The organism is Bradyrhizobium sp. Unk1 (assembly GCF_059512345.1).
In genome coordinates this window covers 43,746-60,813 of sequence record NZ_JCAMOP010000012.1, presented here as the reverse complement: position 1 = coordinate 60,813, position 17,068 = coordinate 43,746, and the positions used below count along the sequence as shown (strand labels likewise).

The following is a 17,068-nucleotide window of genomic DNA, read 5'->3' as shown; positions in this document are numbered from 1 at the left end:
TTTCCATTCCGATGAAATCGGAACGGAGCTTTGGATTCTTGTTTTGACGTGTTTTCTTTGCGCGAACCGGTATCCACTTGGCTCGAAAACGCTCTAGCCGGTCTTGAGCGCAAGCTCCATCGTCTCGGCGCGGCCGACGAGGCCGGCATATTTGCCGATCGGCAGCGGCTTGCCGAGCAGGTAGCCCTGCACGCCGTCGCAACCTTCCTTGGCAAGGAAGGCGAGCTGATCGAGGGTCTCGACGCCCTCGGCGATGATCGACATTTCGAGGCCGTGGCCGAGATCGATCACGGCGCGCACGATGGCCGCCGATTGCGGATTGCGGCCGAGATTCATGATGAAGGCGCGGTCGATCTTGATCTTGTCGAACGGGAACGCCTGGAGATAGCTCAGCGAAGAGTAACCGCTGCCAAAATCGTCCATGGAGATGCGCACGCCGAGCGCCTTCAGCCGGCGCAGCAGCGCGAGACCGCGATCAAAGTCCTCGATCAGCACGCCCTCGGTGATTTCCAGCTCGAGCCGGCCGGGCGCCAGGCCCGTCTCGATCAGGATCGAATGGACCAGCCCGACCACGTCGCCGTGCATGAACTGCGCCGGCGACAAATTGACCGCGACCTGGAGCGGCTTCGGCCAGGACGCCGCCTCGCGGCAGGCCTGCCGCAAAATCCACTCGCCCATCTCGACGATCAGGCCGCTCTCCTCGGCGATCGGGATGAATTCGGCCGGGGAGACCTGGCCGCGCACCGGATGCTGCCAGCGCGCCAGCGCCTCGAAACCGATGATCTCGCTCTCGGCGACACTGTGGCGCGCGATCCCCTGCGGCTGGAAGGCGAGCGAAAGCTCGCCGTTCTTGATCGCGTTCGACAGGTCCTGATGCAGCACGCGGCGATCGCGGATCTGCTGGTCCATCTCCGGCTGGTAAAGGCTGATCGTGCCGCGCGACTTCTGCTTGGCGCGGAACAGCGCCGCGCCGGCATTGGCCAGCAGCGACGCGCCGTCGGCACCATTATGCGGGAAGATCGACATGCCGGTGGTGACGCCGGCGCGGACCGCCCGGCCGTCGATCTGAAATTCCCGGGCAACGGCCTCGCCGAGCTGCTGCGCCAGCGCAAGGCCCGCCTCCGGCTGCTTGCCGTCGATGATGAGGCCGAACTCGTCGCCGGACAGGCGCGCCACCACGCCGCCGCGTGCGGAATCCTGAAGCCGGTGGGCCACCTCGATCAAGAGCTTGTCGCCGAGCGCATGACCGAAGACGTCGTTGACCTCCTTGAGGCCGTCGAGGTCGAGGCAGAGCACGGCGAACTCCTCGCTGGTGCCTTCGCAGGCCTCGATCATCTGGGTCAGCGCCTGAAGGAAGGCGGCGCGGTTCGGCAAATCGGTGAGGCCGTCGTGATAGGCCATGTGCGCCATGCGCGACTCGGTCTGCCGGCGGTCGGTGACGTCTTCGTGGGTCTTGATCAGATATTGCGGCTCGCCGGCATCGCTGAGCACGGTCGCCCGCCGGGTCAGGAACAGCCGCAGGCCGTCCTTGGTGGAGATCGGGTGCTCCTCGGTGATCATCCCGCGCTTCTTGATCGCGGCCTCGTCGCGCGCGATGATCAGCTTGGCTTCCTTGGGATTGAAGATGTCGGAGGCGGTCAGGCCCGTGGCTTCCTCGCGCCGGCGGTTGAGGATGGTCTCGGCGCTGCGGTTGGCGAGCAGGTAGCGGCCGTCCTTGACCTGCTCCACGATCAGCGCCACCGGGATGTTGTCGACCACGAGCTCCAAGAACTTTTTCGTGCTCTCCAGCTCCTGCGACAGCGAGCGGCGGTCGGTGATATCCTCGAACACGAGCATCAGGAATTCGGGCTTGTTGCTCTCGTTGCGGACCACGATCCGGATCGAGGCAACCATGCGCCGTTCACCGGCGCGGTCAACTTCGAATTCATTGCGGAACTGGCCGTCCGACGAATTCAGCGCCGCCTTGTCGGCCGCCTCGATGCTGGCCGCCGAGATGGGCGCGAACAGCTCCCGCGCATTCTTGCCGACGGCGTGGTCGCGCGAGAACCCCCAGAACCGTTCATAGGCGCTGTTGGCGAAGATGTAACGACCGTCCTCGATGTTCTTCGCGGCGACGCAGGCCGGCACGTTGTCCAGCACGGTTTCCAGGAATTGCTTGGTGGAGGCGAGCTGCCGTGACAGCTTGCGCTGATCGCTGACGTCCAGATGCGTCGCGACCGAGCCGCCGTTCGGCAACACGAAATATTTCACCAGGATGGCGCGGCCATCAGGCAGTTCGGTGATCAGGCCGTTGGCGCTCGCCGCCTTCTCGTAGAACTCGTCGTCGGAGACACCGCCGAGGACGTCGCGCTTGCGCCTGAGTTCGAGGATGTCGTAGCCGGTCATGCCGGTCCACAGGTCCGAGCGCGCCAGGCCGTAGATCTCGAGATAGCGGTCGTTGCAGAACATGATGCGTCGTTGCGCATCCGTCATCACCACGCCCTGGTTGAGATTGTTCATGGCGGAGGAGACGAAGGCGTTGCGCCGCAGCTGCAAGCGCCTGGTGCGACGCAGCGAGGAATGGATCCATAGCGCGATGGCGGCCAGGAACGCACAGACGACGATGCCGCCGATCAGCGCTTCCCAGACCAAATTGGGATCGAGCTTGCCGAGATAGCTCGGCGGGGCGAAGCTGTCCGCGAGCGCGAAGGCGCGCGCGGGCGCGACCGCGCTGCCCAGGCACACGACGGCCTGCACAGCAATCGGAAGCGTGCTGCCCACGTGCCAGTTCTTCTCAGCCATCAGCCACCCGCGATTTCAACGTCGGATTGTCTGGCTTCACGGGTTTGGATCGGGTAAACGCCTGTACGCGCAACAGAAAAATGTGACGCCAAATACGGCAATTGCCCTGACATGATAAATGTTTCCTTAATGGAAAACGGCCCGGCGCCGTGGTTCTCGGGCCTGATGCCACCGATGCTTTCAACGGATAAACTGCACAACCATGGATAGGGTCGATTGCGTCGTCATCGGAGCTGGCGTCGTCGGGCTCGCGGTGGCTCGAAAGCTTGCCCAGGCCGGGCGCGAGGTGATCGTGCTCGAGGAAGCCGAGGCCATCGGCACCATTACCTCCTCGCGCAACAGCGAGGTGATCCATGCCGGGATCTATTACCGCGCCGGCAGCTGGATGGCGCGCATGTGCGTCAGCGGCAAGCATGCGCTGTATCGCTACTGCGGCGAGCGCGGCATCCCGCACAAGAATTGCGGCAAGCTGATCGTCGCGACCAGCGCCAAGGAGACCGAGAAGCTGCAATCGATCAAGGCGCATGCCGAGGCCAATGGCGTGCTCGACATGCAGCTGCTCACCGGCGAGGCCGCACGCGCGCTGGAGCCGGCGCTCGCCTGCGATGCCGCGCTGCTCTCGCCATCGACCGGCATCATCGACAGCCACGCCTACATGCTCTCGCTGCGCGGCGAGGCCGAGGCGGCCGGCGCGGCCTTTGCGTTTCACACCCCGCTGATCCGCGCCAAGGCATCAGGCGATGTGATCGAGATCGACGCCGGCGGCGAAGCGCCGATGACGCTGCAATGCGGCCTGCTCGTCAACGCCGCCGGGCTCTCGGCAACAACGGTCGCACGCCACATCGACGGCATGCCGATTGACCGGATTCCGCCGGCCTATCTCGCCAAGGGAAATTATTTCAGCTGCAACGCCAGGGCACCGTTCTCGCACCTGATCTACCCGGTGCCCGAGCCGGGTGGGCTCGGCGTGCACCTGACGCTGGACATGGCCGGGCAGGCACGCTTCGGCCCCGACGTCGAGTGGATCGAGACGATCAATTACGAGGTCGATCCATCACGCGCCGAGCGCTTCTATCCGGCGATCCGGAAATACTGGCCGACGCTGCCCGACGGCGCGCTGATCCCGAGCTATTCAGGCATTCGCCCGAAGATCGTGCCGCCGGCGGTGGCTACGCAGGATTTTCTGATGCAGGGCCCGCGCGATCACGGCGTCGAAGGACTGATCAACCTGTTCGGCATCGAATCGCCGGGGCTGACGTCATCGCTCGCGATCGCGGACCACGTCGCTGAGCTCGCAAACGTCTAGAGCGTTTTCGAAGCGAAGTGGATACCGGCTCGCGTAAAGAACGCCGCGCAAATAGCTTTGCACGGCGCTAACCTTCACGCAGGGATGAGCAATAGCTCTCACCCCTGCGTGAAGGGTAGGTTCAATTCTACGCTGTTACAGGGGTTACTAGTGGAGCGTGTCGCCGGTGTGCTTCAAACGCTCGATCTGGTCCTTGACCATCAACTTCCGTCGCTTCAACTCAACAATTTGCAGGTCGTCTGTTGAAAGGTGCACGAGAGCTTCGTGCAATTCGTTTTCGAGCGTTTTGTGCTTCCGCTCCAATTCAACCAGATGTGCCTGAATTGTCATTCGAAACCTCCTCGGTAGGGGGAAACCTTGGATTCGATCCGGACGAGCAAGTGTACATCACCGATTCGCTCTGTCGATATGTATCCGTCGTCGCAGCGTCATTTTTGAAAATTCATATGTAATGAAGCGTGAGTAAGGAACCACGCTGAAAAAATCCATGATATCAATGTGCTTGCGCAACGTCGCAACGAATCGTCGAAATATCTTGCGAGAGTTCGGTGAGCGGCGGCCCGAGATCGCTTGCGATCACGGCGCGCAAGGACGATAATTTCCACAGGGCATCCACAGCCTTGAATCTCACGCCCATCGGGTTTTCGGCCACCGCGAACATGACCAATGAAGACGAGCGTGAGCTCGAAGCCGAGCTCACCCGGTTGCAGCAAGAACACCGAGATCTCGATGCCGCGATCGATGCGATGCATCAATCGCCTGCCCCCGACCTATTGCGGTTACAACGGTTGAAGAAGCGCAAGCTGTTGTTGCGCGACCGTATCGCGTTCATCGAGGACCAGATCACGCCGGACATCATCGCCTGATCCGCGAAGCCCTTTTGGGGCGCCTCGCGGCATCCGAATCCGCTTGACTCGAAAAGAACAAAATAGGAACATTTGGGTATCCTACCGCCCCAGGAAACGCCCAGGAAACCCCCGAGGACAACGCAGATGTCGGCAACCGCCCTTCTCGACAACAGCCATTATGAACAGGCCTGCGACCAGGCGATCGCAATGTGCGACGGCAACCTGCGCAGCACCATCAAGGCGCTGATCATGGCCAACGAATATCTGGAAGCAGAGCTGGAAGAATTACAGGCGGCGATTTCAGCCGGCTGCATTCCCGAGACCGCACGCAGCAAAGTGCGGAGCAACAGCAGCGCCGCCTGAGTTCAAAGCGCGATCGAGATCGCGCTTTTATTTTTTGAGCATGATCTCGTCGGAAAACCGCTTCACACTTTTCCGGATCATGCTCCATCGGAGCAACGCCATGTCGGATGTGACCTACTACGTTGCAATGCCCTTCCTGATCGATGCCGACGGATCGCCTGTCGCGGGCGCCGCGGAGGAATGCCAGAGCTCGGCGGCCGCGTTGCGGCGCGCCGAGATCCTGGCGCACGGTGCCGGCCATATCGGCGCGGTTGCGTTCAGCCGCAGCGGCGATCCTATGACCGGCGAATTCGGCGACGCGACGCTGCTGCGCAAGTTCGGCAACGTGCCGGAAGATCTGGCCACGCTGTAAGGGTTGTTGCGTGAGCATGATCTCAGCGCAAACGCGGTCCGCGTTTGTCGCGAAGATCGTGCCCTAGTTGCTGACCAGCCTGATCCGCGGCTCGTGCCGGCGGTGCGCCTTGCGCACATACATGGCGGCATCAGCCTCCTCCAGCGCGCAGCCTGCGTCGGACTGCGCCCCCAGCAGCGCGACACCTGCGGAGGCGCCCGCGGTCACGCGCTGACCGCGAAAGGCAAACGACAATTCGTCGATCGCCTGTTCGAAGGTGGCAGCCTTCGCCTTGGCGTCGGTCTCGCTGAGATTCCAGAGCAGCAGCGCAAACTCGTCGCCGCCCAGCCGGCCGACCACGTCCGAGGCACGGACCTGCCGCGTCAGGGTGGCCGCAATCGCCTTGAGCACCTCGTCTCCGGCGGCATGGCCGAAGGAATCGTTGATCGGCTTCAGGCGATCGACGTCGAGGACGATCAGCGCGCCGCTGGCGCGGTAGCGCTTCATGTAGGCGATGGCGCGCGCGAGCTCGCGCTCGAAGCCGCGCCGGTTCGGAATCTCGAGCAGGAAATCGGTGTCGGCCGCAGCTTCCAGTTCCGCAACCCGCCGCTCCGCCTCCCTGAGCTTGCTCCGCAAGCCGCGGATGGTCGCCCTGGTGTCGTCGGCGGCCGACGCTCCGCGCCGCGCCGGCTTGCCCAGAATCTTGGCCGAGCGCTTCGCCAGCCGCCTGGGGGCGGCTTTGGAGCGGCTGGCGCTGGCTTTCCGGCCCTTTTTGGCCTTCGCAGCGCTCGCCCTTTTTGGTTTCTTCATGGGCATCCTGCTCAATGAAGGCTTGCGGGGATTCACCAAGACAGGATAGTGCATTCCCTTCTCCTTGCCACCGCCTTGCGAGCCACCGGCCGGAACCGTTAATCTGGCCTATCTTTCTGTTTTCCGAGCACAATTGACGTCATGACCGCGCCGATCGCCATCATCATAGGAAGCCAGTCGGACTGGGAGACGATGCGGCATGCCGCCGACACGCTCGCAGCGCTCGGCGTTGCCGCCGAGACCCGCATCGTTTCGGCACACCGCACCCCCGACCGGTTGTTTGCATTCGCCAAGGGCGCCAAGGCGGCAGGCTACAAGGTCATCATCGCCGGCGCGGGTGGCGCTGCGCATCTGCCCGGCATGGCGGCGGCGCTGACGGAACTGCCGGTGTTCGGCGTTCCCGTCGAATCCAGGACGCTCAAAGGCATCGATTCGCTCTATTCGATCGTGCAGATGCCCGCGGGCATCCCGGTCGGCACCCTCGCCATCGGCAAGGCTGGCGCGATCAACGCGGCGCTGCTTGCAGCTTCGGTGCTCGCATTGTCCGACCCGGCCCTATCCGACCGCCTCGTCGCCTGGCGCAAGGCACAGACCGAGGCGGTTGCGGAGCGCCCGGAGGACAAGGCGTGACTGACGCAAAGCAGGTGAAGCTGAAGCCCGGCGACACCATCGGAATCCTCGGCGGCGGACAATTGGGGCGGATGCTGGCCATGGCCGCGGCGCGACTCGGCCTGCGCTGCCAGGTATTCTCGCCCGATCCGGACTCGCCCGCCTTCGACGTCGTGCTGAACGCGACCTGCGCCGAATATGCCGACGTCGAAGCACTCGAGCTGTTTGCCAACGATGTCGACGTCATCACCTACGAATTCGAGAACGTGCCGTCTGCCGCCGCGATGGTGCTCGACGCGCGCCGCCCGGTGCTGCCCAACCGCAAGATCCTCGAGACCACCCAGGACCGGCTCGCCGAGAAGGATTTCGTGACGCGGCTCGGCATCGGCACCGCAGCCTATGCCGACGTCACCTCGGTCTCCTCGCTGCGCGAGGCGATCGTCCGGATCGGCCTTCCGGCCGTGCTGAAGACCCGCCGCTTCGGCTATGACGGCAAGGGCCAGGCCATCATCCGCGAGGGCGACGACATCGCCAAGGTCTGGACCAGTCTCGCCACCAAATCGGCGATCCTCGAAGCCTTCATCCCGTACGAGCGCGAGATCTCCGTGATTGCGGCGCGGTCGGCGACCGGCCAGGTCGAGTGCTTCGACGTCACCGAGAACGAGCACCGCGACCACATTCTGAAGATATCCCGCGCCCCCGCACAGATTCCGGATGCGCTCGCGGAAGAAGCGCGCAGCATCGCCGGCAAGATCGCCGGCGCGCTCGATTATGTCGGCGTGCTCGCGGTCGAGATGTTCGTGCTCGCCAACGGCACCGGGCCGAAGGTGCTGGTCAACGAGATCGCCCCGCGCGTGCACAATTCCGGACACTGGACGCTCGACGGCGCCTCGGTTTCGCAGTTCGAGCAGCACATCCGCGCCATTGCCGGCTGGCCGCTCGGCAAGGCCGTGCGCCACGGCGAAATCGTCACCATGACCAATCTGATCGGCGACGAGATCAACGATTACGAGAAGTGGCTGAGCGTGCCGGGCGCGACCGTGCATGTCTACGGCAAGGGCGCGCCGCGCCCCGGCCGCAAGATGGGCCACGTCACCGAAGTCAGGCCGACGAAGGGCAAGTAGCGGGACCGCGGCGCATGCCGCGATCCCGTCTTTCGATCAGGCCGTCTTCACGCCCGCGACGACGCCAGAGGGCTCCTCGCTGAGCCAGCGATAGAGCACCCCGCCCAGCGCGCCGCCGATCAGCGGTGCGACCCAGAACAGCCAGAGCTGCGACAGCGCCCAGCCGCCGACGAACAGCGCGGGCCCGGTGCTGCGCGCCGGGTTCACCGACGTGTTGGTGACGGGGATGCTGACGAGATGGATCATCACCAGCGCGAGCCCGATCGCGAGCGGGGCGAAGCCCGCTGGCGCGCGGCCATGGGTGGCGCCCATGATGACGAACAGGAACATCACGGTCATCACCACCTCGGTGACGAAGCAGGCGATCAAGCTGTACTGGCCGGGCGAATGCGCGTCGTAGCCGTTCGACGCAAAACCCTTGCTGACATCGAATCCGGGAGCACCGCTGGCGATTATGTAAAGCAGCTGGGCGGCGACGATTGCGCCGCAGACCTGCGCGATCACGTAAGGCAGGATCTGTCCCGCCGGGAAGCGTCCTCCGGCGGCAAGCCCGACGGTGACGGCCGGGTTGAGGTGGCAGCCCGAGATGTGCCCGATCGCATAGGCCATGGTGACGACGCTCAAGCCGAACGCCAGGGACACGCCGACCAGGCCGATTCCGACCTGCGGAAAGCCGGCGGCGATCACCGCGCTGCCGCAGCCTGCGAATGTGAGCCAGAATGTGCCGATCGCCTCGGCAGCGTATTTCTTCATATCCATGTGACGTCTCCCCTAATTCCAGGAATTTCCGGAGCAAAGCTCCGGGAACTGCCCCACCCTTGGCGCCGAATCACCCAAATCGGGGCCGTACGGAGGTATTTTCGCCTCATTTAATGGCTGAACTTGGCCCGAAAACCTGCTTGGCAGGTGGACATCGCGGGTTTTGTCTGATACATCCGCGCGCTCAAGGTTAAGGGCTTGTGCGTTTCGCCATCCCCTTTGACTTACCAGAATTCAAATCCGATCCACTGAAGAGGATGCCGCGTGCAGGTTCTCGTTCGCGATAACAATGTCGATCAAGCCCTCAAGGCGCTGAAGAAGAAGATGCAGCGCGAGGGAATTTTCCGCGAGATGAAGCTCCGCGGTCATTATGAGAAGCCCTCCGAGAAGAAGGCCCGCGAAAAGGCCGAGGCCGTGCGCCGCGCGCGCAAGCTGGCCCGCAAGAAGCTGCAGCGTGAAGGCCTGCTGCCGATGAAGCCGAAGCCGGTGTTCGGCGCCGGTCCCGGCGGTGATCGTGGCGGCCGCAGCGGCCCGGGTGCAGGTCCGCGCGGACCGCGCTGATTCTGCCTGGCTTGCAGGACTTCAGTTTTCCAAGACTTCAGTTTTCCAAGACTTCAGATTCCGATGACGCGGGCCCCTGGCCCGCGTTATTGTTTTGTGAGCGGTGCCTTCTCTGGGACGGGGGCACTACCGATGCGGCACCAGCGCGAGCGAACCGTAGATGGCCTCCCCTTTCCCCGAACGCCGCTTGGCGCGCCTACGCCAGATCTGGCGACAGCCGTTCGCGCTCGGCTTGATGGGGATTGCGCTGTGCGGCTGCTCCTTCGATCTCGGCTCCATGATGCCCGAGAAGGAGAAGCCGCAGGAGGCGCCCAAGGCGGCTGCGACTGCCGCCGACAGCGCGGTCAGCGCCGGCAATGTCAGCGAGGCCCAGGCTCACACCGCAAAAGGCCAGACCCTGGCAAAGGCGGGGGAGACGGCTGGCGCCCTGGACGAGTTCAACCGGGCCGTCGCGCTCGATCCCTACAACGCACAGGCGCTTTATGGTCGCGCCCTGATCTATCAGGGCAACAACGAGCATAATTTCGCCATCGCCGATTTCAGCGCCGCCAACGGGCTCAATCCGCAAAAGGTCGAGCCGTTGCTCGGCCGCGCCATCAGCTATCTCGCGATCGGCAAGGTCAAGGAAGCGGCGGCCGATCTCGATGAGGCCTCCGAGGTCGATCCGCACAACGCGCAGGTGTGGACCGCGCGCGGACAGGCCTATGAGCGGCTCGGTGACAAGGCCAAGGCGGCCACGTCCTACAACAAGGCGGTCGCGCTACGTCCACGCGACGATACCGCCCGCAGCGGCCTCGCCCGCGTCGGCGGCTGACACTGACAGGGCAGCCAGGCCGCCGTCTAATCGGGGGTGGAGCTCTTCGGCAGGACCGAGTGGAACATCGACTTCATGCCGGACAGCATCTCGTCGGCCACATTGGTCTTCTTCGGCCGCGGCATGGCCCCGCCAGCATCGGCACGCAGATCAAGCGGGGGCGCGATCATCGGGACCGGTATATCGGCCGGCGGCGTCATCCGGTTCGGATCGTCATTGCCGACCGAGGAAGTGTAAGACGGCGACGAACCGCTATTGCCATAGGCCTCGGGCGAAGGCGTCGACACCGTGATCGGCGGCGGCAGCGGACGCACTGAGGACGGCTCCGTGGAGATGATACGCGGGGCCTCCGGGGTGCGGGCGGCTTCCCGCACCGCAGGCTCCGGGGTCCGCTCGACCGGCTTGGTCTCAACCGATTTGGTTTCGGGAGATCTGGCCTCAGCGGCCTTCTCAGCAGCCTTGCCCTCAGGCGACTTGCGCAGGCGCTCGATGGCCGCCCGCGCGAGATCGTTGGCGTCGGGGGTCGCGGCCGGCGCCGAATTGGCCTCCACCACCGGAGCTGCGGCGGGAGCCGTGACAGCCGGATTGGACTTGGCGGCCGCCTTTTCACGCGCGGAGCTACGGCTGCGCGGGCCAGTCTCGGCGGGAGCGACGTCTGCGGCCTTGGTCTCGGCGGCTGGCTGATGATCGGCCGGCTTTTCGGCCGCCACCTTGTCCACGCCCTTTTCGGAAACGTTCTTCTCAGCAACGCCCTTGGCCTTCACGCCGGGCGCGGGAAGGTTGGCGGTGTCGGTCGGCTTGCCGTCACTGCCAGCCTGGGCAGGCGCTACCACGGCCGCGGGGGCGTCAGTCGCCGGCTTGGCGTTGATGTAGTGGTTAACAATGTACGCCCCGATGATCGTCGCGAGCACCGAGGGTAAAATATCCATCGAGATTTTAGCGAGGTATTTCAACATTTCTCGGCCACTCCCCGCGCGATCAGATGCGGGAACTTTGGGGCATTGTAAGGGATCAACTGCGACGGATCGATGGCAAAGGTAACGGCAGACTTACGGCTTCAGCTCGATCTCAAGGAACACGATCTCGGTTGAGGTTTCGTTAAGTACGTCATGTTGGACCCCGGCCTTGCGAAAGTAAGATTTTCCGGCCGCGAGCTGCGCCTTGGAACGCTCGCCGCCGGGCGCCACGATGGTCATCTCGCCGGCCACGACGGGAACAATCACATAGTCCATGCCGTGGGTGTGATGCCCAGTCGCGCTGCCCGGGGAGAGCCGCCATTCGGTCACCCGCACCTGCTCGTTGTCGACCTGAACCTCAGATTTGGCGGCAAGCATCGGGAGTTTCCTTCTACGGCACGAAAACCATGAACACGTAGACGGCAAATACCACCATATGGACCAGCCCGAACAGGACATTGGTCCTGCCGGTGCCGAAAGTCAGCATGCTCAACAAGAATGTCAGGAACAGCAGGGCCGTGTTCTGGGGATTGAGGCCCAGCACGAGCGGCTGGTCGAGCACGTAGGTGGCGACCCCGACCGCCGGAATGGTCAGGCCGATGGTTGCGAGCGAGGATCCGAGCGCCAGGTTGATGCTCTTCTGGAGGTCGTTCTTGCGCGCCGCCGCAATCGCCGAGACGCCCTCCGGCATCAGGATCAGGAGGGCGACGAGGAGGCCCGCGAACGCCGGCGGGGCGCCGATCTGAACGGCGACAGCGTCCACCACCAGCGAGAACTTCTTGGCGAGGAGGACGACCGCCAACAGCGAGATCAGCAGCAGCACGATGCTCAGCACCAGCATCCTGCCCGACAAATGCGCCTCTCCGCCCTCGCCGTCCGCCCGCTCGTGGACGAAATAGTCCTTGTGCAGGACGATCTGGGTGTAGAGGAACACGCCGTAGAGCACGATCGTTGCGAGATCGACGAAGCCGAGCTGGAGCGTCGAATAGATCGGGCCCGGCGTCGTCAGCGTATAGTTGGGCATGATCAGGGTGATGGTTGCCATCGCAATCAGCACGCTGAGATAGACGTTGGCGCCCGAGACCTGAAAGCCCTGCTCGCGATAGCGCATGCCGCCGATGAAGACGCAGAGGCCGACCAGGCCATTGCAGACGATCATCACGACGGCGAACACGGTGTCGCGGGCGAGCTCCGGGGCCGGCTTGTCGCCCAGCATGATCGTGGTGATCAGCGCGACCTCGATGATGGTCACCGCCAGCGTCAGCAGCAGCGTGCCGTAGGGCTCGCCGATGCGCTCCGCGATCACCTCGGAATGATGAACGGCCGCGAACACGGTGCCGAACAGGATCACCAGGAGCACGATCGCGAACAGGGCTCCGCCCGCCGTTAGCGTAAAGCTGTAGCCGGTCGCGGTCACGATCAGGAACAGCAGCACCGCCAGAGCGGGGAAGATCCAGGACGACCGCGGCATCGGTCCGTGTGCGCTCATGCGGGCGATTCCTTCAAATGGGAGGCCGATTATGCGCGAGAAGATCGCGTCCGTCAGCCCTCAGGTCCCATTGATGAAGTTTCGTGCGATGTCGATGGCGCCAAAGCTGCCGAGATCGTCGTGCCCGCCGCCGGGAATGCGGACGAACTGCTTCGGCCCGCGGGCCAGCGCAAACAATTTCTCGCCGAATGCGATCGGGATGGTCTGGTCCTGCGCGCCATGCACGACCAGGAGCGGAGCCGTGACGCGTGCGATGCGCTCATCCGAGTGGAAGGGGTCGCGGATCAGGAGGCGAACCGGAGCGAACCAGAAATGCGCGGCGGCGACGTCGGCGATCGACGTATAGGGCGCCTCGAGGATCAGCTTCCCGACCGGATGTTCGGAGGCGACGGCGACCGCAACGCCGGTCCCGAGCGAGAAGCCCCAGACGACAAGGCGCCGGGCGTCATAGCGCGCCGCCGCGAACGCATACGCAGCCGCGCCATCGCGCAGCAGACCATCTTCGCTCGGTGCGCCGCCGGAGCCCGCGTAGCCGCGATAAGACAGCGCGACGAGACCGGTGCCGTCAGCCGTGATCGCCTTGAAGCGGCCGGCAAGGCCGGCGAGAGAATCGCCGTTGCCGTGGAAGAACAGCACCACGGCACGGCCAGGCTTTGGCGGCACGTGCCAGACGATGACCTTCTCGCCGTCGGACGTCGTCAGGACATGCTCTTCGGCGTCTGGAAGTCCCGCGGCAGCGGGCGCCGTGCGCTCGGCCGTCGGTATCGGAAACAGCATCGCGCGCTGTTTGGCAAACAGCAGGACGAGACCGGCGAGGTAGCCGGCCGCAAGGATGGTGGCGGTCCATTTCAGGAATGTCATCGCGGCCCCCACCATTTCCGGAGTTCAGGGCTTGCGACGGCGCTTGAGCAATTTGAGGACGTCGGTGCGGATGCTCAAGGGAATCTCGCGGCAGCCGCACGCCGCCGCATGGGCGACGTGCCATGCGACACGCTGCTCGCGCGTCGCTTTCGGTGGCATGCGATGGGACCGGTGCCACTCCTTGTTCAGGGCCACGGTCCGCTCGCCTTCCGCGCTACATCGCCTTGACGATGTTCTCGGTAACCTTCTTGGCGTCGCCGAGCAGCATCATGGTGTTGTCGCGATAGAACAGCGGATTGTCGATACCGGCATAGCCCGAGGCGAGCGAGCGCTTGATGAACATCACGGTGCCGGCCTTCCAGACCTGCAGGACGGGCATGCCGTAGATCGGCGAGGTCTTGTCCTCTTCGGCCGCCGGGTTGGTGACGTCGTTGGCGCCGATCACGAAGGCGATGTCGGCCTGCGCGAATTCGGAGTTGATGTCCTCGAGCTCGAACACCTCGTCGTAGGGAACGTTGGCTTCGGCGAGCAGCACGTTCATGTGGCCGGGCATGCGGCCCGCGACCGGATGAATGGCGTACTTCACCTCGACGCCTTCCTTCTTCAGGATATCGCCCATTTCGCGCAGCGCGTGCTGGGCCTGCGCCACCGCCATGCCGTAGCCGGGCACGATGATGACCTTCTGGGCGTTCTTCATGATGAAGGCGGCGTCGTCGGCCGAGCCGAGCTTGGCGGGCTTCTGCTCACCGCCGCCACCGCCGGCCGCGGCGGTCTCGCCGCCGAAGCCGCCGAGGATGACCGAGATGAAGGACCGGTTCATCGCGTGGCACATGATGTAGGACAGGATCGCACCGGACGAGCCGACCAGCGCGCCGGTGATGATCAGCGCGGAATTGCCCAGCGTGAAGCCGATGCCGGCCGCGGCCCAGCCGGAATAGGAGTTCAGCATCGAGATCACGACCGGCATGTCGGCGCCGCCGATCGGGATGATCATGAGCACGCCGAGCGCCAGCGCGATGATGACGATCAGCCAGAAGTCGAGCGCGCTGCCCGACATCACCAGCCCGACGATGAAGACGACGAGCAGAACTGCAAGCACGATATTGATGGCGTGGCGGAACGGCAGGATGATCGGCGCGCCGCTCATCCGCGCGGACAGCTTCAGGAACGCGATCACCGAGCCGGTGAAGGTCAACGCGCCGATGGCGACGCCGAGCGACATCTCGACCAGGCTCTGCGGATGGATGTTGCCGGGGGTGCCAATGTCGAAAGCCTCGGGCGCGTAGAACGCGCCGGCGGCGACCAGCACCGCGGCCATGCCGACGAGCGAGTGGAAGGCGGCGACCAGTTCGGGCATCGAGGTCATCGGCACGCGGCGGGCGATGACCGCGCCGATCGCGGCACCGATGGCGATGCCGACGATGACGAGCACCCAGGCGAGGCCGTCTGCCGGCGGATGGTTGGCGAGCGTGGTGGCGACCGCGATCGCCATGCCGATCATGCCGAACAGATTGCCCTGGCGCGACGAAGCCGGGCTCGACAGCCCGCGCAGCGACAGGATGAACAGCACTCCCGCCACGAGATACAAAAATGCAGAGAGGTTGGCGCTCATCTCAGGTCCCCATTGATCCCATCAGCCCGAGGTGGCCGCTTACTTCGACTTCTTCTTGTACATCGCCAGCATGCGCTGGGTGACAAGGAAGCCGCCGAAGATGTTGATGCAGGCGAAGATCAGCGCGACGAAGCCGAAGGCGCGTGCCCAGCCCGAGCCGCTCGAGACATTGGCGACGCCGCCGGCGAGGAGCGCGCCGACCACGATCACCGACGAGATCGCATTGGTCACGCTCATCAGCGGCGTGTGCAGCGCCGGCGTCACCGACCACACCACGAAATAGCCGACGAAGACGGCGAGGACGAAGATCGACAGCCGGAAGATGAAGGGGTCGACGACCTGTGCTGCATGCTCCATGGCGGCTCTCCTTAAACCTTCGGCTGGAAGTTCGGGTGGATCACGGCGCCGTCCTTGGTCAGGGCGGTGGCCTTGACGAGCTCGTCGTCCCAGTTCACGGCGAGCTTCTTCTCGTTCTTGTCGACCATGGTCTCGATGAAGGAGAACAGATTGCGTGCGTAGAGGCTGGAGGCCGAGGCCGCGACGCGGCCGGCGACGTTGGTGTAGCCGACGATCTTGATGCCATCGAGGTCGACCACCTCACCGGGCCTGGCGCCCTCGACATTGCCGCCGCGCTCGACCGCGAGATCGACCAGCACCGAACCCGGCTTCATCGACTTGACCACTTCAGCACTGACGAGCTTCGGCGCAGGCCGGCCCGGAATCAGCGCGGTCGTGATCACGATGTCCTGCTTCTTGATGTGCTCGGCGGTGAGCGCGGCCTGCTTGGCCTGGTACTCCTTCGACATTTCCTTGGCGTAGCCGCCCGCGGTCTGCGCGTTCTTGAACTCCTCGTCCTCAACGGCGAGGAATTTTGCGCCGAGCGATTCCACCTGCTCCTTCGTGGCCGGACGCACGTCCGTGGCAGTCACGATGGCGCCGAGACGGCGCGCGGTCGCGATCGCCTGGAGGCCGGCAACGCCGACGCCCATCACGAATACCTTTGCGGCGGGCACGGTGCCGGCGGCGGTCATCATCATCGGAAAGGCACGGCCGAAGGCCTCGGCCCCCTCGATCACGGCGCGGTAGCCGGCAAGGTTCGCCTGCGACGACAGCACGTCCATCACCTGTGCACGGGTGATGCGCGGCATCAGTTCCATCGCGAAGGCGGAGACGCCGGAATCGGCGATCGTCTTCAGCGCGGCCTCGTTGCCGTAGGGGTCCATGATGGCGATGACGAGTGCACCGCGCTTGTACTGTGCGAGCTCGGAGGCCTCAGGACGCTTCACCTTGATGATGATGTCGGCGTCCTTCAGCGCATCGGCGCTGACGGTGGCGCCCACGGCGGTGAATTCGGAATCCGGCAGGCCCGATTTGAGGCCGGCGCCCGGCTCGACGGCGATCTCGGCGCCCAACGCCTTGAACTTCTTCACCGTATCAGGCGAAGCGGCGACACGCGGCTCCGACGGATCGATTTCCTTGGCAACGGCGATCTTCATAGGCCCTCCGGCGACGCGGGACAGCGCGCGCGCAAACTTAAGCGTTACTCCCGCAGCGTTCGATACCGGTTTTGGGACCGGCTTGGATGCAAATTTTGTAGGCGGCAGCTGCTGCTGGCGTGTGCGGCTGCCGATAGGTCAGGTCAGGAAGATCGCCATCAGGATCACGATGAGCGCGACCGAGGCCGTGCCGTACTTCACCAGCTTGATGAAGCCCTCATAGGTCTGCTCGTGGGCAACGTAGTCGTTGCCGTCGGCGGTGGTGTACGCCACTTCGCTATGGTCAGCCATGCATTGTCCCCAGTCGAAAGTCGAATTCTTGGGCTGGGATACCGCAAACCTTCGGGC

21 protein-coding genes are annotated in these 17,068 nt (G+C 64.3%); 8 read left to right on the top strand and 13 right to left on the bottom strand.

All coding sequences use genetic code 11. The features are described from left to right. Positions 1-93: 93 nt before the first annotated feature. On the bottom strand, positions 94-2,781 hold the full coding sequence (locus AC5ZFO_RS17010) for a sensor domain-containing protein (RefSeq protein ID WP_282523835.1): 2,688 nt from the start codon (positions 2,779-2,781) through the stop codon (positions 94-96). A gap of 202 nt (positions 2,782-2,983) precedes the next feature. Here AC5ZFO_RS17010 and AC5ZFO_RS17005 point away from each other — a divergent pair, with 202 nt between their 5' ends. Next, positions 2,984-4,087, top strand: coding sequence for an NAD(P)/FAD-dependent oxidoreductase (locus tag AC5ZFO_RS17005; protein WP_282523834.1), 1,104 nt, complete (start codon positions 2,984-2,986; stop codon positions 4,085-4,087). Positions 4,088-4,234: 147 nt separating this feature from the next. Here the strand turns inward: AC5ZFO_RS17005 and AC5ZFO_RS17000 are convergent, their stop codons facing one another. Continuing rightward, complete coding sequence (locus AC5ZFO_RS17000; protein WP_008131172.1) at positions 4,235-4,417, bottom strand: YdcH family protein; 183 nt, start codon at positions 4,415-4,417, stop codon at positions 4,235-4,237. 329 nt (positions 4,418-4,746) lie between these two features. Here AC5ZFO_RS17000 and AC5ZFO_RS16995 point away from each other — a divergent pair, with 329 nt between their 5' ends. The 3 genes from AC5ZFO_RS16995 to AC5ZFO_RS16985 all read left to right on the top strand — a co-directional run bounded on the left by AC5ZFO_RS16995 (position 4,747) and on the right by AC5ZFO_RS16985 (position 5,650). Further along, the gene (locus AC5ZFO_RS16995) at positions 4,747-4,953 is read left to right on the top strand and encodes a YdcH family protein (protein WP_063986093.1); all 207 of its coding nucleotides are present in this window, start codon (positions 4,747-4,749) and stop codon (positions 4,951-4,953) included. A gap of 126 nt (positions 4,954-5,079) precedes the next feature. Further along, positions 5,080-5,298: a hypothetical protein gene (locus tag AC5ZFO_RS16990; protein WP_014492449.1), complete on the top strand. Its 219-nt coding sequence runs from the start codon at positions 5,080-5,082 to the stop codon at positions 5,296-5,298. A gap of 100 nt (positions 5,299-5,398) precedes the next feature. Continuing rightward, positions 5,399-5,650: a hypothetical protein gene (locus AC5ZFO_RS16985; RefSeq protein WP_063981128.1), complete on the top strand. Its 252-nt coding sequence runs from the start codon at positions 5,399-5,401 to the stop codon at positions 5,648-5,650. Positions 5,651-5,713: 63 nt separating this feature from the next. Here AC5ZFO_RS16985 and AC5ZFO_RS16980 read toward each other — a convergent pair whose 3' ends face one another. Beyond that, positions 5,714-6,439 (bottom strand): GGDEF domain-containing protein, encoded by a 726-nt coding sequence (locus AC5ZFO_RS16980; RefSeq protein WP_282523833.1) that lies wholly within the window; start codon positions 6,437-6,439, stop codon positions 5,714-5,716. 141 nt (positions 6,440-6,580) lie between these two features. Here AC5ZFO_RS16980 and purE point away from each other — a divergent pair, with 141 nt between their 5' ends. Next, positions 6,581-7,069 (top strand): 5-(carboxyamino)imidazole ribonucleotide mutase, encoded by a 489-nt coding sequence (gene purE, locus AC5ZFO_RS16975; RefSeq protein ID WP_496122249.1) that lies wholly within the window; start codon positions 6,581-6,583, stop codon positions 7,067-7,069. After that, positions 7,066-8,172, top strand: coding sequence for a 5-(carboxyamino)imidazole ribonucleotide synthase (locus AC5ZFO_RS16970; RefSeq protein WP_282523831.1), 1,107 nt, complete (start codon positions 7,066-7,068; stop codon positions 8,170-8,172). Before purE ends, AC5ZFO_RS16970 begins: the two co-directional genes overlap by 4 nt. A 36-nt stretch (positions 8,173-8,208) precedes the next feature. Here the strand turns inward: AC5ZFO_RS16970 and aqpZ are convergent, their stop codons facing one another. Next, on the bottom strand, positions 8,209-8,931 hold the full coding sequence (gene aqpZ, locus AC5ZFO_RS16965; RefSeq protein WP_282523830.1) for an aquaporin Z: 723 nt from the start codon (positions 8,929-8,931) through the stop codon (positions 8,209-8,211). Between the two features lie 264 nt (positions 8,932-9,195). Here aqpZ and rpsU point away from each other — a divergent pair, with 264 nt between their 5' ends. Both rpsU and AC5ZFO_RS16955 read left to right on the top strand, forming a co-directional pair. Continuing rightward, complete coding sequence (rpsU, locus tag AC5ZFO_RS16960; protein WP_014492442.1) at positions 9,196-9,492, top strand: 30S ribosomal protein S21; 297 nt, start codon at positions 9,196-9,198, stop codon at positions 9,490-9,492. A 160-nt stretch (positions 9,493-9,652) separates the two neighbouring features. Next, on the top strand, positions 9,653-10,306 hold the full coding sequence (locus AC5ZFO_RS16955) for a tetratricopeptide repeat protein (RefSeq protein WP_282523829.1): 654 nt from the start codon (positions 9,653-9,655) through the stop codon (positions 10,304-10,306). A 26-nt stretch (positions 10,307-10,332) separates the two neighbouring features. Here the strand turns inward: AC5ZFO_RS16955 and AC5ZFO_RS16950 are convergent, their stop codons facing one another. The 9 genes from AC5ZFO_RS16950 to AC5ZFO_RS16910 all read right to left on the bottom strand — a co-directional run bounded on the left by AC5ZFO_RS16950 (position 10,333) and on the right by AC5ZFO_RS16910 (position 17,011). Then, a complete protein-coding gene (locus tag AC5ZFO_RS16950; protein ID WP_496122248.1) occupies positions 10,333-11,262 on the bottom strand; it encodes a hypothetical protein in 930 nt (309 codons plus the stop codon). 93 nt (positions 11,263-11,355) lie between these two features. Next, positions 11,356-11,640, bottom strand: coding sequence for a cupin domain-containing protein (locus AC5ZFO_RS16945; RefSeq protein ID WP_282523827.1), 285 nt, complete (start codon positions 11,638-11,640; stop codon positions 11,356-11,358). A gap of 13 nt (positions 11,641-11,653) precedes the next feature. Continuing rightward, positions 11,654-12,751, bottom strand: coding sequence for a calcium:cation antiporter (locus AC5ZFO_RS16940; RefSeq protein ID WP_282523826.1), 1,098 nt, complete (start codon positions 12,749-12,751; stop codon positions 11,654-11,656). 60 nt (positions 12,752-12,811) lie between these two features. Continuing rightward, positions 12,812-13,612, bottom strand: a complete 801-nt coding sequence (locus AC5ZFO_RS16935) for an alpha/beta hydrolase (protein ID WP_282523825.1) — start codon at positions 13,610-13,612, stop codon at positions 12,812-12,814. Between the two features lie 24 nt (positions 13,613-13,636). Further along, a complete protein-coding gene (locus AC5ZFO_RS16930) occupies positions 13,637-13,807 on the bottom strand; it encodes a hypothetical protein (protein ID WP_282523824.1) in 171 nt (56 codons plus the stop codon). A 19-nt stretch (positions 13,808-13,826) separates the two neighbouring features. Beyond that, on the bottom strand, positions 13,827-15,224 hold the full coding sequence (locus tag AC5ZFO_RS16925) for an NAD(P)(+) transhydrogenase (Re/Si-specific) subunit beta (protein ID WP_282523823.1): 1,398 nt from the start codon (positions 15,222-15,224) through the stop codon (positions 13,827-13,829). Positions 15,225-15,263: 39 nt separating this feature from the next. Continuing rightward, a complete protein-coding gene (locus AC5ZFO_RS16920) occupies positions 15,264-15,581 on the bottom strand; it encodes a proton-translocating transhydrogenase family protein (RefSeq protein ID WP_014492434.1) in 318 nt (105 codons plus the stop codon). An 11-nt stretch (positions 15,582-15,592) separates the two neighbouring features. Then, positions 15,593-16,720 (bottom strand): Re/Si-specific NAD(P)(+) transhydrogenase subunit alpha, encoded by a 1,128-nt coding sequence (locus AC5ZFO_RS16915; protein WP_282523822.1) that lies wholly within the window; start codon positions 16,718-16,720, stop codon positions 15,593-15,595. Between the two features lie 138 nt (positions 16,721-16,858). Continuing rightward, complete coding sequence (locus AC5ZFO_RS16910; RefSeq protein ID WP_008136857.1) at positions 16,859-17,011, bottom strand: aa3-type cytochrome c oxidase subunit IV; 153 nt, start codon at positions 17,009-17,011, stop codon at positions 16,859-16,861. Between the last annotated feature and the right edge of the window lie 57 nt (positions 17,012-17,068).

Bases quoted from the DNA above. Each gene is read 5' to 3' on its own strand.
- AC5ZFO_RS17010 (WP_282523835.1), bottom strand. From the start codon at position 2,781: ATGGCTGAGAAGAACTGGCACGTGGGCAGCACGCTTCCGATTGCTGTG.
- AC5ZFO_RS17005 (WP_282523834.1), top strand. From the start codon at position 2,984: ATGGATAGGGTCGATTGCGTCGTCATCGGAGCTGGCGTCGTCGGGCTC.
- AC5ZFO_RS17000 (WP_008131172.1), bottom strand. From the start codon at position 4,417: ATGACAATTCAGGCACATCTGGTTGAATTGGAGCGGAAGCACAAAACG.
- AC5ZFO_RS16995 (WP_063986093.1), top strand. From the start codon at position 4,747: ATGACCAATGAAGACGAGCGTGAGCTCGAAGCCGAGCTCACCCGGTTG.
- AC5ZFO_RS16990 (WP_014492449.1), top strand. From the start codon at position 5,080: ATGTCGGCAACCGCCCTTCTCGACAACAGCCATTATGAACAGGCCTGC.
- AC5ZFO_RS16985 (WP_063981128.1), top strand. From the start codon at position 5,399: ATGTCGGATGTGACCTACTACGTTGCAATGCCCTTCCTGATCGATGCC.
- AC5ZFO_RS16980 (WP_282523833.1), bottom strand. From the start codon at position 6,439: ATGAAGAAACCAAAAAGGGCGAGCGCTGCGAAGGCCAAAAAGGGCCGG.
- purE (WP_496122249.1), top strand. From the start codon at position 6,581: ATGACCGCGCCGATCGCCATCATCATAGGAAGCCAGTCGGACTGGGAG.
- aqpZ (WP_282523830.1), bottom strand. From the start codon at position 8,931: ATGGATATGAAGAAATACGCTGCCGAGGCGATCGGCACATTCTGGCTC.
- AC5ZFO_RS16955 (WP_282523829.1), top strand. From the start codon at position 9,653: ATGGCCTCCCCTTTCCCCGAACGCCGCTTGGCGCGCCTACGCCAGATC.
- AC5ZFO_RS16950 (WP_496122248.1), bottom strand. From the start codon at position 11,262: ATGTTGAAATACCTCGCTAAAATCTCGATGGATATTTTACCCTCGGTG.
- AC5ZFO_RS16945 (WP_282523827.1), bottom strand. From the start codon at position 11,640: ATGCTTGCCGCCAAATCTGAGGTTCAGGTCGACAACGAGCAGGTGCGG.
- AC5ZFO_RS16940 (WP_282523826.1), bottom strand. From the start codon at position 12,751: ATGAGCGCACACGGACCGATGCCGCGGTCGTCCTGGATCTTCCCCGCT.
- AC5ZFO_RS16935 (WP_282523825.1), bottom strand. From the start codon at position 13,612: ATGACATTCCTGAAATGGACCGCCACCATCCTTGCGGCCGGCTACCTC.
- AC5ZFO_RS16925 (WP_282523823.1), bottom strand. From the start codon at position 15,224: ATGAGCGCCAACCTCTCTGCATTTTTGTATCTCGTGGCGGGAGTGCTG.
- AC5ZFO_RS16920 (WP_014492434.1), bottom strand. From the start codon at position 15,581: ATGGAGCATGCAGCACAGGTCGTCGACCCCTTCATCTTCCGGCTGTCG.
- AC5ZFO_RS16915 (WP_282523822.1), bottom strand. From the start codon at position 16,720: ATGAAGATCGCCGTTGCCAAGGAAATCGATCCGTCGGAGCCGCGTGTC.
- AC5ZFO_RS16910 (WP_008136857.1), bottom strand. From the start codon at position 17,011: ATGGCTGACCATAGCGAAGTGGCGTACACCACCGCCGACGGCAACGAC.